The 14,670-nt window shown below is 70.1% G+C and carries 11 protein-coding genes, 2 tRNA genes and 1 pseudogene; 6 read left to right on the top strand and 8 right to left on the bottom strand.

The genetic code is table 11. The features are described from left to right. Positions 1-50 precede the first annotated feature (50 nt). The 3 genes and pseudogenes from AVW09_RS00645 to AVW09_RS18400 all read left to right on the top strand — a co-directional run. Complete coding sequence (locus tag AVW09_RS00645; RefSeq protein WP_063256156.1) at positions 51-293, top strand: hypothetical protein; 243 nt, start codon at positions 51-53, stop codon at positions 291-293. A 5-nt stretch (positions 294-298) separates the two neighbouring features. Beyond that, the gene (locus tag AVW09_RS17435; RefSeq protein ID WP_156495898.1) at positions 299-445 is read left to right on the top strand and encodes a hypothetical protein; all 147 of its coding nucleotides are present in this window, start codon (positions 299-301) and stop codon (positions 443-445) included. 101 nt (positions 446-546) lie between these two features. Then, positions 547-1,539: pseudogene (locus AVW09_RS18400) on the top strand (recombinase family protein); the annotation flags it as partial. Here the strand turns inward: AVW09_RS18400 and AVW09_RS00630 are convergent. The 6 genes from AVW09_RS00630 to AVW09_RS00605 all read right to left on the bottom strand — a co-directional run bounded on the left by AVW09_RS00630 (position 1,432) and on the right by AVW09_RS00605 (position 5,107). Then, complete coding sequence (locus AVW09_RS00630; RefSeq protein ID WP_063256150.1) at positions 1,432-1,923, bottom strand: hypothetical protein; 492 nt, start codon at positions 1,921-1,923, stop codon at positions 1,432-1,434. The pseudogene AVW09_RS18400 and the gene AVW09_RS00630 sit on opposite strands and share 108 nt — an antisense overlap. Before the next feature lie 9 nt (positions 1,924-1,932). Continuing rightward, a complete protein-coding gene (locus tag AVW09_RS00625; RefSeq protein WP_063256148.1) occupies positions 1,933-2,286 on the bottom strand; it encodes a hypothetical protein in 354 nt (117 codons plus the stop codon). A 112-nt stretch (positions 2,287-2,398) separates the two neighbouring features. Beyond that, a tRNA-Met gene (locus tag AVW09_RS00620) sits at positions 2,399-2,475 on the bottom strand. Between the two features lie 30 nt (positions 2,476-2,505). After that, positions 2,506-2,577, bottom strand: a tRNA-Thr gene (locus tag AVW09_RS00615). A 55-nt stretch (positions 2,578-2,632) separates the two neighbouring features. After that, the gene (locus tag AVW09_RS00610; RefSeq protein WP_063256146.1) at positions 2,633-4,081 is read right to left on the bottom strand and encodes a M23 family metallopeptidase; all 1,449 of its coding nucleotides are present in this window, start codon (positions 4,079-4,081) and stop codon (positions 2,633-2,635) included. Between the two features lie 228 nt (positions 4,082-4,309). Further along, complete coding sequence (locus AVW09_RS00605; protein WP_063256144.1) at positions 4,310-5,107, bottom strand: inositol monophosphatase family protein; 798 nt, start codon at positions 5,105-5,107, stop codon at positions 4,310-4,312. Between the two features lie 65 nt (positions 5,108-5,172). Here AVW09_RS00605 and AVW09_RS00600 point away from each other — a divergent pair, with 65 nt between their 5' ends. Together AVW09_RS00600 and AVW09_RS00595 are read left to right on the top strand one after the other, a co-directional pair. Further along, the gene (locus AVW09_RS00600; protein ID WP_063256142.1) at positions 5,173-6,843 is read left to right on the top strand and encodes a phytoene desaturase family protein; all 1,671 of its coding nucleotides are present in this window, start codon (positions 5,173-5,175) and stop codon (positions 6,841-6,843) included. Between the two features lie 63 nt (positions 6,844-6,906). Next, positions 6,907-8,472: an HNH endonuclease signature motif containing protein gene (locus AVW09_RS00595; protein ID WP_156495897.1), complete on the top strand. Its 1,566-nt coding sequence runs from the start codon at positions 6,907-6,909 to the stop codon at positions 8,470-8,472. A 499-nt stretch (positions 8,473-8,971) separates the two neighbouring features. Here AVW09_RS00595 and pdxR read toward each other — a convergent pair whose 3' ends face one another. Next, positions 8,972-10,384: a MocR-like pyridoxine biosynthesis transcription factor PdxR gene (gene pdxR / locus AVW09_RS00590; RefSeq protein WP_063256137.1), complete on the bottom strand. Its 1,413-nt coding sequence runs from the start codon at positions 10,382-10,384 to the stop codon at positions 8,972-8,974. Positions 10,385-10,478: 94 nt separating this feature from the next. Here pdxR and AVW09_RS00585 point away from each other — a divergent pair, with 94 nt between their 5' ends. Next, a complete protein-coding gene (locus AVW09_RS00585) occupies positions 10,479-11,153 on the top strand; it encodes a pyridoxamine 5'-phosphate oxidase family protein (protein ID WP_063256135.1) in 675 nt (224 codons plus the stop codon). Between the two features lie 23 nt (positions 11,154-11,176). Here the strand turns inward: AVW09_RS00585 and AVW09_RS00580 are convergent, their stop codons facing one another. Then, complete coding sequence (locus AVW09_RS00580; RefSeq protein ID WP_063256133.1) at positions 11,177-14,611, bottom strand: bifunctional proline dehydrogenase/L-glutamate gamma-semialdehyde dehydrogenase; 3,435 nt, start codon at positions 14,609-14,611, stop codon at positions 11,177-11,179. Between the last annotated feature and the right edge of the window lie 59 nt (positions 14,612-14,670).

Below are 14,670 nucleotides of genomic sequence, written 5' to 3'. Positions count from 1 at the left end.
CCTAGACGGTAGGGGACGGCTTCGGTGCTTCAGCCGAAAGGAGGCGCACCATGCACATCACGTCAATCTACAAAGAGCACTACCTCGGAGAGACCTACCGGACAGGGGTCACCTACCTGAGGGCCCGCAACGAGGAAGACGACCGGGCACCCCGGCACGTCGGCGACCACTCGATCGCCCGGCAACGAGAGCTCATCGCCAAAGCCGCCAGAGCTACCGGCGTGATCATCGCGGCCGAATACATCGAGTACGGCGACCACAGGGGTACCGGCCCGCCTTCACCAGCGCGGTGACCTTCATGTCGGAAACCGGAGTCCCAGACCTCTTCGTCGCCCGCGAAGAGTACCTGGCCCGGCGGCCGAGCGACTTCCGACTGTTCATGGAGACGCTCATGAACAGTCAGATCACGCTCAACCCCGCCATCGACCGGTGGAAGCAGTACTAACCGTCATCGTGTGGGGCCAGACGCGCAGCCAGCGGCCTGGCCCCACACCCACAACGCCATCACCAGCGAGACCAGTGGGAGCCGGAAGTTTTCCCCAGGTGATGATGCAAATTCCACATCACATCCGAGTCGCAAAACATCTCGACTTAAGAGGTGAAGTGAGCGTAAATCAAGGAGCTAAGTCCGCCCGAACGATGGGCAGAAAGGAGGAGTTCATGACTCAACAACAAGCGGCGCGTCGCCGTACCTCATTCTCTGGTTGGGAGAGCCTGCTCGGACTCGACGGCTCGGCGCCTCCCGAGTTTGACCTTGGGATTCAGGGCCAAGCGGTCCTGTACCTGCGCGTATCGACGCCGCGCCAGATGCTCACAGCGATCGACATCGACGCCGACGGCAACTCCATCGCAACGCAACGAGAGATGTGCCTCGCGCGCGCGAAGCGATCCAAAGCTCCCGTAGTGAAGGAGTTCCTCGAGCCGGGTAACTCGGCGCAGTCCATCGGCAAACGGCCCGTGTTCCGAGATCTACTGCGCTACGTCGAGGAACACCCTGAGGTTGCCTACGTCGTGATCTACATGCGCTCCCGCGCCTTCCGAAACGCTGGCGACGCCGCGATCACGAAACGCATCCTGGCCGGTATGGGAGTCAAACTCATCTCGGCCAAGGAAGATTTTGGCGACGGATACATGGCAGAGGCCATGGAAGCCGTCACCGACATCATGAACGAGGTCCAGGTCCGCCAGAGCGGGGAGGACATCAAGCAGAAGCTGCTCAACAAGGCGAAGAACGGCGGTACGGTCGGCCGCGCCAAGCTCGGCTATCTCAACGATCGCAAAGACTTCGATGGTCGACTCGTGAACACCATCGGCATCGACGAAACTCGCGCCCCGCTGATCCGCTGGGCGTTCGAGCAATACGCCACTGGCGACTACAGCACCACCCGACTGGCTGCACTCCTCGCGGAGCAGGGGCTGACGACTCGGAAGTCATCGAAGTGGCCGGAGCGTCCGCTGTCGCGGAGTCAGTTGGGGCAGATTCTGCGCGATCCGTACTACATCGGCATGGTGACCTTCAAAGGCCACGTCTATCCGGGACGCCATGAACCGCTCATCACGCCGGAGCTGTTCGACCGAGTCCAGCAGGTGATCGATGCTCGCGTGAAGCGAGGACAGCGCGACCGCGTCCACAACCACTTCGCGCGTGGCCTGCTCCATTGCGGGCGATGCCACGCGGCAGGGCGAGAACATCGCCTCATCTTCGTCGAAGCCAAGAACCATGCAGACGAGATCTACGAGTACTTCCTCTGCCGCGGCCGTCAAGATGGCCTCTGCGACCTGCCGTACCTTCCGGCTGCCGAACTCGAGCGCTCGCTCCAGCAGGAGTTTCGGACAGTCATCCTCTCCCCCGAGGGCATAGCCACGGCCAAGCAGGAGGTCGGCGCCGCCCTTGAGCGAGTACTCGCGGATCAAGCCCAGCAACGGGCTCGTTTACAGAAGGAACTTAAGAAGCTCGATGTCCAAGAAGAACGCCTGGTCGACCTCGCTGCCGAGGGCGCCCTGGCAACGGACAAGCTTCGAGCCCGCCTGAGGGACCTGCAGATCAAGAAGCACGAGGTGCGCGCCAGCCTCGAGACCACGGTCGAGTCTCTTGAGCAGCGCACCCAGATGGTGCTCAGCTACCTCGATCTGATGGCTCGACCCGATGCGCTCTTCACGTCGGTACCCGGCTCCGTTAAGCGCAAGCTGCTCGCTGCCTTCTTCCAGCGGATCTGGGTCGACGACGACGGGCACCTCATGTCCGTCGCTCACGAACTGCAGCCGCTCCCCGCCGCTGTGCGCCACGCAGCGCTATCCGTGACGACCAACGAAAGAAGCGCCGGAGAAATCTCCGACGCTTCCTCTGCCGAACGCCTGGACCTTTATCTCAAGGTCATTTGTTCGAGTAACACTAGTTTGGTAGCGGGAGCGGGGCTTGAACCCGCGACCTCACGATTATGAGTCGTGCGCTCTCACCAACTGAGCTACCCCGCCGCGCGGCATCCCCTTGAGAGAGATGCTGTGAGCCCCGAGTCAGGATTGAACTGACGACCCCTTCCTTACCATGGAAGTGCTCTGCCACTGAGCTATCGGGGCGTACCCGGATCGCTCCGGGCAACTAGAAGAGAATATCAGAGCTTGGCAGCCTCTTCTAATCGAGCGAGTGACGTCCGGCGTTCGCGCGGAGCCAGGTGATCGGGTCGATGGCGACCGTGCCGTTCATCAGGATCTCGAAGTGCGTGTGAGCACCGAACGAGCGACCGGTGTTGCCCGTGTGGCCGATGACCTCGCCGACGTGGACGACGTCGCCCTGCTTGACCTGCATGGAGCCGTGAAGCATGTGGGCGTAGCGGCTCGAGACGAGCTGGCCGTCGATCTTGTGGTCGATGATGATCATGACGCCGTAGCCGCCGCCGTCCTCGGTCGCGGTGCGGACCACGCCGTCGGCGATCGCCTGGATCGGCGCACCCTCGCCGGGGACGAAGTCGGCGCCCTCGTGCATCACGCCGTCGCGCATGCCGAAGCCGTACGTGATCCCGACACCCACGGCGAAGGGCCACTGAATCGCGGCCGACGTGTCGTTCTTGTAGAAGTCGCTCGGGTACCGGATGCCGCTGTCCGCGGCGACCTGCGCGTACGTGGCCGCGGAGTAGCCGTCGGCGCGGTCGACGATCGCCGACTGCGACTGGGCCGGAGCGACGTAGGCCTGGATGGCGCCGTTCCCGGCATCGCCGCCGGCCACCGCGAGATTCTGCGTCACAGCCGTCTCGGGGGCGGCGACGTTGGTCGTGCCGTTCGCGGAGGCGAGGGCGCTCACCGGCATCGTCATCCCTACGGTCAGGAGTCCGACGAGGCCCATGACACCGACGGAGAACGAAGCGGCGGCAACGCGACGCCCGCTGCGGCGCTGGGGCGTGGCATCCACGGGCAGACCCCGCGTGACCGGACGCGTCGCGGGGGCGACGGGCTCGGCGGCGGGCTGCTGCACGGGGTTCTCGCCGGTGAAGGCGAACAGGCGCGCGGCGGCCTCGAACTCGTCGGCGAGCTCGTCCGTGGTGCTCGTGTCGTTCGGCGCGGCGGTCTCGGCTGCGATCGACTCAGCGGGGGCGGGCGCTTCGGCCGCGAGCGGCGACTCCTCGCCCTCGACCGCCGCGGGGCGACGGCGGCTGCGGCGCGTCGACGGGAGCGTGATCGGCGAGGTCGGGAGCGCGACGGGCGTCGTCGCCTCGGTCGCGTCGGCGCTCTGCAGGATGACGGCCACATCGTCGTCGGAGCGACGCTCATCGACGACGGTGACGTCGAGGGCATCGGATGCCGGAGTCGTGGATGCCACGTCCTCGGTCGTCGCGATCGCTTCGGGCTCCGTCACCGCGGGGGTGGCGGAGCTCGCAGCGGCACGCGACGAGCGGCGGCGCGGAGCGGGGAGGGTCGGCTGGATCGTCGCGGCGATCACGGTCTCGACGACGGCGGCGGCCACCTGCTCGACGATCTCGGGCTGCGACGCGACATCCGCGTCGACCGGGGCGACCGACTCGCCGTGCTCATCATTCGGGGTCTCCGCGACGGAGGCGGAGAGGCGGCGACGCTCGGCTCGCGTCAACTCGGTCGCGGCGGTCGTAATGGAGGGGCGACTGGATCGCCGCGTTCGGGCGGGCTCAGTCTCGGGGGCTTCTGACGGCAACGCGCGGGGGCTCTCGGTTCATGTCGCGGGCGCGACGGCTTCGGGCTTTCGGGCTTCTGCCATTTCCGCAGGTTCGGGTCGCGAAAATAACGAACGGGTAACTACCCTAACCCGGCATCACTGGGAATGCCATGAGGGGTCCGATATTTACAGTTCCGGTTCGAGGATTTCCTCGAGACGCTCGTAGAACCCCGAACCTGCGGCGATCACCATTCCCTTGCCCGGACGCCCGCCCGGTGCTCCCCCGACCATGCCGCCGGCCTCCTCGACGAGCAGCACTCCCGCGGCGTGATCCCAGGGGTTGGTGCCCTTCTCGTAGTAGGCATCCATTCGTCCGGCGGCGACGGATGCCAGGTCGAGGGACGCGGCACCGATGCGGCGGATGTCGCGCGCGATCGGCATGACGCGGGCGAGTCGCTCGAGCGTCGGGGCGTGGGTTGCGGGGTCGTAGCCGAAGCCGGTGGCCACCAGTCCCCCGGCGGCGCCCACCTCGGGGGTGACCGAGAGCCGCTGGTCGCCGAGCCACGCGCCACCACCGCGCGAGGCGCGGAACATCTCCCCGGAGACGGGGTTGTAGACGACACCCGCGAGCGCGCTCCAGGTGGCCGGGTCGTCCGACCCCTCGACGGCGGCGATGCTCACGGCCCACGCCGGGATGCCGTACGCGTAGTTGACCGTGCCGTCGATCGGATCGACGACCCACGTGACGCCGCTGCGGCTCTCCTGCGCGGTGGACTCCTCGCCGAAGAAGCCGTCGTCGGGGCGTTCCCGTTCCAGCTCGGCGCGGACGAAGGCCTCCACTTCTTTGTCGGCCGCCGTGACGATGTCGGCGGCAACGGACTTCGTGGCGATCTCGAGCCCCTCGCGGCGGCGCCGGGCGGCCAGATCGCCGGCCTCGCGAGCGATGCGGGTGGCGATGTCGAGCAGATCTGCGGCGAGAGTCATGGCATCCACGCTACTGGGGATGCCACCCCCTGGGCGATGTCGGACGGGGTGGCTAGCGTGGGCGCATGAACCCCCCGGAGACCACTCGATACGACGTCGTCATCGTCGGCGGAGGGCACAACGCCCTGGTCGCTGCGGCGTACCTCGCGCGCGCCGGCCGATCGGTCGTGATCCTCGAGAAACAGGATGCCGTGGGCGGCGCGGCCGTGTCCGAGCGACCGTGGCCGGGGGTCGATGCCCGCCTTTCGAGGTATTCCTATCTCGTGAGTCTCCTTCCGCGGAGAATCATCGACGACCTCGGCCTCCGGCTGGAGTTGCGACGTCGGCGGTATTCGTCGTACACGCCGGATCCGGCCGATCCGACGCGCGGCATCCTGATCGACACCGCGGATGCCGAGGCGACCGCCGCCTCCTTCGCGCGGACGCTCGGCGACGCCGAGGAGGCGCGGCGGTTCGCGGCGTTCGGCGAACGTCTCCTCCCGCTCGCACGCGCGGTCTTCCCGACCATGACCGAGCCTCTGCCGACTGCGGACGAGGTGCGGGCGCGGCTCGGCGACGACGAGCTGTGGGAGGCGCTGACGGAGCGGCCGCTCGGCGAGCTTCTGAGAGCATCGCTCGAGAGCGATCTCGTGCGAGGCATCGCGCTGACCGACGGCCTCATCGGGACCTTCGCGTCGTCGGACGACCCGTCGCTCGCGCAGAACCGATGCTTCCTCTATCACGTCATCGGCGGCGGGACCGGGCACTGGGACGTCCCGGTCGGCGGGATGGGGGCGGTGACCGCCGAGCTCGAACGCGCCGCGCGCGACGCCGGCGCCGAGATCCGCACCGGCGTCGAGGTCATCTCGGTCTCGCCGTCGGGTGAGGTGCACGCCGTGACCGGCCGCGCCGAGGTGTACGTGGGCGACGTCGTGCTGAGCGGGGTGGGGCGGGCCGTCCTGGCGCGGCTGCTCACCGCGGGTGGCGCACCGACGACCGCGCCCGAGCCCGAGGGCGCGCAGATCAAGGTCAACATGCTGCTGTCCCGACTGCCCCGGCTCCGGGACACGGCGGTCGCTCCCGAGGCCGCGTTCTCGGGAACGTTCCACGTCAACGAGACGATGACCCAGTTGGATGCCGCCTACGTCGCGGCATCCGCCGGTCTCGTGCCCGCGCCGCTTCCGGCCGAGATCTACTGCCACTCGCTCACCGACCCGTCGATCCTCGGCGCCGAACTCCGCGCGAGCGGGGCGCAGACCCTCACGCTGTTCGGGCTGCAGGTGCCGCACCGACTGATCGACGGGGAAGACCCCGTGGCGGCCGGGGCGCGTCTTCTCGCGGAGGCGCAGCGATCGCTGGACTCGGTGCTCGCGGAGCCGCTGCGGGACTGCATCATGGAGGCTCCCGACGGGCGGCTGTGCATCGAGGCCCGCACGACGACCGACCTGGAGCGGTCACTCGGGATGCTGGGCGGCGACATCTTCCACGGCGGACTGTCGTGGCCGTGGCGCGAGGGGAACGGCGGTGGACGCGGTGCGGGGGCGGGTGGTGGAACCGGTGCGGCCGAGGGTGCGGTGGCGGCCGGCGCCGGCGGCTCAGGCTTCGGGCCCGCGGAGCGGTGGGGCGTCGAGACCGGGCACGCGCGCGTGCTGGTGTGCGGCTCGTCGGCCCGGCGCGGCGGAGCGGTGAGCGGGATCGGCGGCCAGAATGCCGCGATGGCGGCCCTGGAGATTCTCGGGCGTTCCCGGATCGGGTGAATCACGGACTGGTACAGGTGAGATATCAAACGCACATTCGAAGCTATGTTCTAGATTGGAATCGTGACTTCCCAGCCGCCTCCGGACTCCGAGCCTCCCGCCGACGAGCGGGAGCCGGAGCGGATGCGGGCGCTCGTGGAGGCTATTCGCGACGAGTCGGTTCGCGTCGCGCGCGTGCAGGCCTCGCTCGTCAGGCTCCGTGCGGAGGCGCTGCGGATCGCGCTCGACCAGATGGCACGCGTTCGCTCCCGTGACACGCGAGCACGGGAGATGCCCGTCCGTTCTCTCGCGCTCGAGATCGCGGTGGCCACGCAAAGTCACGACCTCACCGTCCAGAAAGAGCTCTCCGATGCGCACACGCTGACCGAGAAGTTCGCCGCGACGGTCGATGCGCTCGGCGAGGGACGCATCGGCATGCGCCACGCTCAGGCGATCCTCGAGACGGGCATCGTCCTCGACGACGACGGCACGCGGGCGGGGTGGGAACAGGTGGTCCTCGCACGCGCGGAGCGCGACTCCCCCGGGCGCGTGCGCGCGTTCGGGCGCGAGCTCGCCGAGAGCGTGCACCCGGTAGGCATGACCGAGCGGCACGCGCGTGCCGCGGCGACCCGCGGGGTGAGCGTCCGAGATCTGGCGGATGGCATGGCGGAGCTGAGTGTGGTCCTCCCGGCGACGGTGGCCTACGGCATCCGTGACCGTCTTCGGCGGCAAGCCGCGGCCATTCGCGCGATGGCCGCGGAGGCACCGACCGAAGAAGCACCGGAGGCAAGCGGGGCCGACTCGGATTCGGACGCACACACCGGCCGCGCCGCGGAAACGGAGCCAACGACGATGGACGGCACGGCGGCGGTCGGTGAAGATGCAGGATCGGACGCACCCGCCACCCTCGACGAGCGTGGGGAGGCGACGCCGGAGGCCCCGGCTCACGCTGCTTTCGTTTCCGTCGGCACTCCGGCCGAAGTGACGGCGCTCGACGGGCCATCCGTGGCGGAGGACCCGCAGAGCCCTCCGCGCGATACCCGGACTCTCGCGCAGATCGGCGCCGACCTGTGCGCGGATCTGCTTCTCACCGCGGTGCCGGCGGTCGACCCGACCACCGATGCGACATGTCCCGGAGGGCTGGGGGCGATCCGTGGGCACGTGCAGATCACCGTGCCCGTGATGACGCTTATCGGTCACGCCGATGTCGGCGCCAGCCTCGACGGATTGACACCGATCGACCCCCAGACGGCCCGTCATCTCGCGGCTCGGGCCCCTGGATGGGATCGCGTGCTGTGCGACCCGGTGACGGGAACCGTGCTCGAAGTCGACCGCTACTCCCCCACGACGTCGCAACGCCGATTCCTCGCCGCCCGTGACCGACACTGCCGCGCGCCCGGATGCCGAGCGCCCATCGGCCGCTGCCAGCTCGATCACAACCACGAGGCTCACGATGGTGGGCCGACCCATCTGAGCAACCTCTCCTATTTCTGCGTGCGTCATCACACGCTCAAGACCGAGACCGAGTGGACGGTGACGCAGGAACCCGACGGCAGCCTGAAGTTTCACAGTCCACTCGGGCAGGACCACCACGAGAAGCTCGCGGGGCGAGTGATGTTCGTCCCGGATGCCGACCCCCCACCGTTCTGATCGACCGGCTCGGCTGTCCGACCGCTGCGTTTGATCGTCCGCCCCCCTGTAACGTGCGACCGCTGTTGAACGACCGCCCTTCAGCGCCCGTTCCTTTTGCAGTACCCAACCCCCTCCAGCACCACTCCTTTGGCAGCGCCACTCCCCCTTCAGCGCCACTCCCCCTTGAGCGCCACTCTTCAGCGCACTCCGTGCACGCACCCTCCGCGGCCGTGCCCCGGGGCCGCGTGCTCCGGGGCCGCATCCTCCTTGGACTCCGTAGCCGCACTCCGTGGCCGTACCCCGTTGGCCGCGTACGCCGGGGCCGCGTGCTCCGCGGCCGCGTGCTCCACGGCGGCACCCTCCGTGGCGGCACCCTCCGTGGCCTGGCCCGCTTCGGCGGCGACCCTTCCACTGCGGGCCTCCCACCGCGGCCGTCCTGGCGCGGCGTTCGCTCTGCTCCGTCTGCCTCTTTAGGTCGTCATCACCCCGCCAGTCGTCATCACCCAGTCACAGGGCGTCAGGGACTCCCTCGGCGTCCGAGCACCTCGGCAATCACCGACAGCGCCTCCGTCAGCCGAACGGTGGGCGGCTCGGCGTAGCCGAGGACGATGCCCGGCGGAAGGTCCGTCGGCACACCCGGGAAGGCGTAGTCGCCGAGCCCGGCGACGAGCACTCCCCGCGCCGCGATCTCCGCCACGATCCGCGACTCGTCATCCGGTGACGCATCCACCAGGAGCGCGACGGCGTGGAGCCCGCCGTTCATAGCCGTGAGAGTCACCCCGGCGGTCGCCCCGAGCGCCTCGAGCACGAGGTGCCGCCGATGGCGGTAGTCGCGGCGACGACGAGCCACGTGGCGGGCGAGCGAACCATCGGCGAGGTACACGGCGAGCGCCTCCTGCGTGACCGAGGACACCGAGGAATCGAGATCCGCCCGCGCCGCCCACAGACGCTCCCGCATCTCCCCGGACGCGATGATCCATCCGAACCGCAGGGCCGGCGTCAGCACCTTGGACAGGGTCCCGACGAGAACCACGCCGCCCGGATCCAGCAGTCTCAGCGGCGGCAGCGGCGCGCGACCGTGGGGAAACTCGCTGTCGTAGTCGTCCTCGATGACGACGGTCCCGTGTTGGCGGGCCCAGGCGATCAGACGGGCGCGGGCCGCAGCATCCCACCGATTTCCGAGCGGGTAATGATGGTGGGGCGTGACGACGATGGCATCCAGATCGTGGTGCTGCTCGATGGCATCCAGGTCCCATCCGGTCTGGAGGGTCACGGGCAGCGGGATCATCTCGATCCCGAGCCGACCGAGGATCGTGCGCACCCGCGGATACCCCGGATTCTCGACGCCGACGCGCCGGACGCCGACCGACCGTCGCGAGGGCAGCGCGAGCGCCGTCAGGAGAAGGGCGTCGCTCGTCCCCGCGGTCACGATCACGTCGCCGGGGTCGACCGTCACGCCGCGCGTGCGTCCGAGATGCCGGGCGATCTCGCTCCGCAGCGCCGGCAGGCCTCGCTCGTCTTCGACGTCGGACGCGGGGTCGACGGCGCTGGCCCGCCGCCACGCCGACCGCCACGCGGCGTCGGCGAGTCCCCGCGATCCCGGCCGTCCCGGACGGAGGTCGACCACCGACGACGCCACCGCGGCGGTCGGTGCGGGCACCTCGGCGCTCACGACCGGCGACCGCGGAAGCTCGGCCACGACCGTCCGGGCACCCGGGCGCGCGAGCAGGTATCCCTCCCCGACAAGGGTCTCGTAGGCGGCGACGACGGTGCCGCGCGCGACACCCAGGTCATCGGCGAACGCGCGCGTCGACGGCAGCGTCTCCCCCGCGGCCAGTCGCCCTTCCACGACGGCGACGCGAAGCCCCTGCGTCAACTGCGCGTGCAGCGGCACGGGCGACGACCGATCCAGGATGCCGACGGAGATCATGGATGCGAGCCTCCCATCGGCCCGGGAACTGGTCCACCCGGTTCTCCAGGAATCGGCCTATGGATCAGACCACTCCGCGCGGTGAAATCGGGACATGACCGACCTTCCCGTCACCCCTCTCACCCGCGTCCGGCGACTGCCGCAGTACCAGGTCACCGACCGTGCAGCCCTCTACGACATCATTGACGGCGCGCTCTCGGCGACCCTCGCGATCGTGCGCGACGGACGGCCGGTGGCCCTCCCGGTCGGGATCGGCCGCGACGGCGACGACGTCCTGATCCACGGATCGACGGGCAGCGACTTCTTCCGACGGATCGCCGCGGGAGCGCCGGTGTGCCTCACCGTGACGCACCTGCTCGGCCTGAAGTACGCCCGCTCGCTGTTCGACAGCTCGATGCGCTACCGCTGCGCGGTCGTTTACGGGGTGGCATCCGTCGTTCCGGCGGAGGAGAAGGAGGATGCCTTGCTCGCCCTGTCGGAGCGCCTCCTGCCGGGACGCGCCGCCGAGGTCCGGCCGATGACCGCCCGTGAACTGGCCGCGACGCTCGTGCTGCGATTGCCGCTCGCGGAGGCCAGCGTCAAGGACAACGCCGGATCCGAGGTCGAGGAGGACGGCGACGGCGAGGATCGCGCGGTCTGGGCGGGCGAGCTGCCGCTGCGGGTCGTCGCGGGCGACCCGGTCACCGCGCCGCAGACCGTTCCGGGAACCCCGGCTCCTGCGTCGGTCGGCCGTGCCGCGGAACGGGTCGCGTCCCGCGGCACGACGTGAGCCGGGTCAGGCCCTGAGCCGGGTCACGCCCTGACCAACGACGGCACGACGTACCGGCGGGGCGTCCCGAAGCGATGGGCGGTAATGGAGACGGCCTGTTCGCGCAGGAACGGGAGCATCTCCACTTCCCCGGCTCGGGTCGGATCGCCGGCGTACAGCGCCACCGCGGGAGATCCAGCGGTGTCCGCGGCGAAGCGCTCGACCGAGCCCCCGAGCAACCGCACCCGGCCGCCGGTGCGCGCGAGCCGCGCCGCGCGCCGCGCCCAGGCGGCGGCGTCCTCGATGTCGTAGGCGACGCCCGCGCCCTCGAGCCACGCCCGCACGGCGGGGGTCAGCTCGCGGCCGGCGCTCACGGTGACCGCGGACCCCGCCCGCACGCCCGCCGCGACCACGCGCACGAGCGCGACGTCGGCCGCGTCCTCGAGCCGCACCGTGACCGGCACGGCGCCGTAGCGGAGCACGTTCTGCTCCGACTCCAGCCCCGTGACGTCCCGGGCCACGGAGAACTCCGACGCCCACACCGCGGCGTCGGAGGCGAGGGCGGATGCCAGCCACTCCCGATCCGCGGCGGGCACGGCCGCACACGCCGGCCCCGCGAGGGCGTCGGCGAGCCGCGGCGCCGATGCCTCGGCATCCGTCCACGATCCGAACCCGAAGAGGTAGTGCGGGCCGCCGGCCTTGGTCCCGGCACCCACCGCGGATTTCTTCCAGCCGCCGAACGGCTGCCGCTGCACGATCGCCCCGGTCGTGCCCCGGTTGACGTATGCGTTGCCGGCCTCGATCCGCGCGAGCCAGCGCTGGATCTCGGTCTCGTCGAGGGCGTGCAGGCCCGACGTCAGGCCGTACTCGATGGCGTTGACGATGTCGATCGCCTCGTCGAGGGTCTCGGCCGTCATGATCCCCAGCACCGGCCCGAAGTACTCGGTCCGGTGGAACTCGCTCCCCGGCTGCACGCCCTCGCGGATGCCGGGACGCCACAGGCGCCCGTCCTCGTCGAGACGGCGCGGCTCGACGACCCAGCGCTGCCCGGGCTCGAGGGTCGTCAGCGCGCGCAGCAGCTTGCCCTGCGCGGGTTCGATGAGCGGTCCGACGCGCGCGGCGTCGTCCCACGGCATCCCGACCTCCAGGGATTCGACCGCGTCGACGAGCTGGTCGCGGAAGCGGCGGGAGGTCGCGACGGAACCGACGAGCACGACGAGGGAGGCCGCCGAGCACTTCTGACCCGCGTGGCCGAACGCCGACAGGGCGACGTCCTTCGCGGCGAGGTCGAGGTCGGCGCTCGGGGTCACGATGACGGCGTTCTTGCCGCTCGTCTCCGCGAGCAGCGGCAGGTCGGGACGGAACGAGCGGAACAGCTCCGCGGTCTCGTACGCGCCCGTGAGCACCACGCGATCGACCGCCGGGTGCGTGAGCAACTGCCGGCCGAGGTCGTTCTCGGACACCTGCACGAGCGTCAGGACATCGCGCGGGATGCCGGCTTCCCACAGCGCCTCCACCATCACCGCCCCGGAGCGTTCGGCGAGCGCCGCGGGCTTGATGACGACGGCCGACCCGGCGGCGAGCGCGGCGAGCGTGGACCCGGCGGGGATCGCGACGGGGAAGTTCCACGGCGGTGTCACCACCGTCAGTCCTGCGGGCGTGAACCGGGCGCCGTCGACCCGCTCGAGGCGTCCCCCCTGCTCGGCGTAATAGTGCGCGAAGTCGATCGCCTCGGACACCTCGGGGTCGCTCTGCTCGACGACTTTGCCGCACTCGGCACCCATGACCTCGATGAGCTCGGCCCGGCGCGCTTCGAGCGCGTCGCCCGCGCGGTGCAGGATCTCGGCGCGCGCGTCGGCGCCCAGCTCTCGCCAGGCGACGGCGGCGGCCGCAGCCGCGCGGATCCGCTCATCGAGCACGGACTCGTCGGTCACCGTGTGCGCGGCGATCGTGTCGGCCCCGAGCCGTGAGGTCGCCATCCGCGTCACGATCCGTCCGGCCCACGCGCGGTTCGCCGCGATCGCCGGATCGGAGTCGGGCGTATTGCGGAATCCGTCGCGCGGCGCCGGCTCGGGCGCGGCCGTGCGGTCCTGCACGCGGTGCGACGCCGGAACCCCCGTCGGCATATCGGCGAGCGACGCGAGGAACCGGTCGCGCTCGCGCGCGAACAGCGCCTCGTGCGTGCCGAGGTCGAACACGGCCGACATGAAGTTCTCGCTGGACGCGCCCTCCTCGAGGCGCCGGATCAGGTACGCGATCGCGACGTCGAATTCCTGCGGGTGCACCACCGGCGTGTACAGCAGGATCGACCCGACCGTGCGCCGCACGACCGCCTGCTGCGCCGTCGCCATGCCGAGGAGCATCTCCACGTCGATGCCGCCCGTGACCCCGCGCCGCTCGGCGAGGAGCCACGCGAGCGCGACGTCGAAGAGGTTGTGCCCGGCCACGCCGATACGCACGTGCGCGGTGTGCTCGGGCCTCAGCGCGTAGTCGAGCACCGCCTTGTACGAGGCATCCGTCGCCTGCTTCGAGGGCCAGGTCGCGAGCGGCCAGTCGTGCACGTCGGCATCCACGCGCTCCATCGGCAGGTTCGCACCCTTGACGACGCGGACCTTGATCGGAGCACCCCCGGATGCCACCCGCGCGGCGGTCCATTCCTGCAGGCGGATCATGGCGGCGAGGGCGTCCGGCAGGTACGCCTGCAGCACGATCCCCGCCTCGACCCCGTGGAACTCGGGCTCCCCGAGAAGCGTCTCGAACACGGCGAGGGTCAGGTCGAGGTCTTTGAACTCCTCCATGTCGAGGTTGAGGAAAGTGCCGGTCTCCTTGGCCACGCGGTACAGCGGCCGGAGGGCCGAGACGGCATCGGCGACGGCCGCGTCGAACGCCCACGGCGTGTGGGGCGCGACCGTCGAGGAGACCTTGATCGAGACGTAGTCGACGTCGTCGCGGGCGAGCAGCCGTCGGGTGCCCTCGAGCCTCCGCGCGGCCTCCTTCTTGCCGAGGATGGCCTCACCCAAGAGGTTCACGTTGAGCCGGATCCCCTCACCGCGCCCGCGGATCGCCGCGATGGCGTCGCCGAGCCGGCGGTCGCTCGCGTCGACGATGAGATGCCGCACCATCGAGCGCAGCGCCGCCCGCGCGGCCGGGACAACGACCCGCGGCAGGAGCGGCGCCGTCAGCGCCCCGAGGCGGATCGCGGCCTTGAGGTGCAGTGGGAGGAAGCCCGGCACGAGCGGCGCGAGCCCCGCGAGGTTGGCCGCCGCGACGCGGAGGTCCTCGGGCCGTACGACCCCGTCGACGAAGCCGACGGTGAACGCGAGTCCGTTCGGATCGCGCAGCACCCCGGCCAACCGCGTGGCGGCGGCATCCACGGGCTCGTCGCGGCTCTCGGCGAGCCAGCGGCGGACGAGCGCGACGGCCTCGTCGGCGAGGTCGGCGGGAGCGACCTCGGAACGGGTGACATCGGTGAGCGACATGGCGTTCCTTCCTCGATGACCTCAGTGTGCGGTGGCGTACGATTCGAGAAAAGCGATGA

The sequence above is a fragment of the Microbacterium sp. T32 genome (genome assembly GCF_001619615.1).
In the GTDB taxonomy this organism is placed as follows: Bacteria; Actinomycetota; Actinomycetes; order Actinomycetales; family Microbacteriaceae; genus Microbacterium.
The sequence above is the reverse complement of the archived record's forward strand: the minus strand, read 5'-3'. Positions and strand labels throughout refer to the sequence as shown.

What these genes read in the sequence shown, in the direction of transcription:
- AVW09_RS00585 (WP_063256135.1), top strand. Translation starts at nt 10,479, where the DNA reads ATGACCGACCTTCCCGTCACCCCTCTCACCCGCGTCCGGCGACTGCCG.
- pdxR (WP_063256137.1), bottom strand. Translation starts at nt 10,384, where the DNA reads ATGATCTCCGTCGGCATCCTGGATCGGTCGTCGCCCGTGCCGCTGCAC.
- AVW09_RS00605 (WP_063256144.1), bottom strand. Translation starts at nt 5,107, where the DNA reads ATGACTCTCGCCGCAGATCTGCTCGACATCGCCACCCGCATCGCTCGC.
- AVW09_RS00580 (WP_063256133.1), bottom strand. Translation starts at nt 14,611, where the DNA reads ATGTCGCTCACCGATGTCACCCGTTCCGAGGTCGCTCCCGCCGACCTC.
- AVW09_RS00600 (WP_063256142.1), top strand. Translation starts at nt 5,173, where the DNA reads ATGAACCCCCCGGAGACCACTCGATACGACGTCGTCATCGTCGGCGGA.
- AVW09_RS00645 (WP_063256156.1), top strand. Translation starts at nt 51, where the DNA reads ATGCACATCACGTCAATCTACAAAGAGCACTACCTCGGAGAGACCTAC.
- AVW09_RS17435 (WP_156495898.1), top strand. Translation starts at nt 299, where the DNA reads ATGTCGGAAACCGGAGTCCCAGACCTCTTCGTCGCCCGCGAAGAGTAC.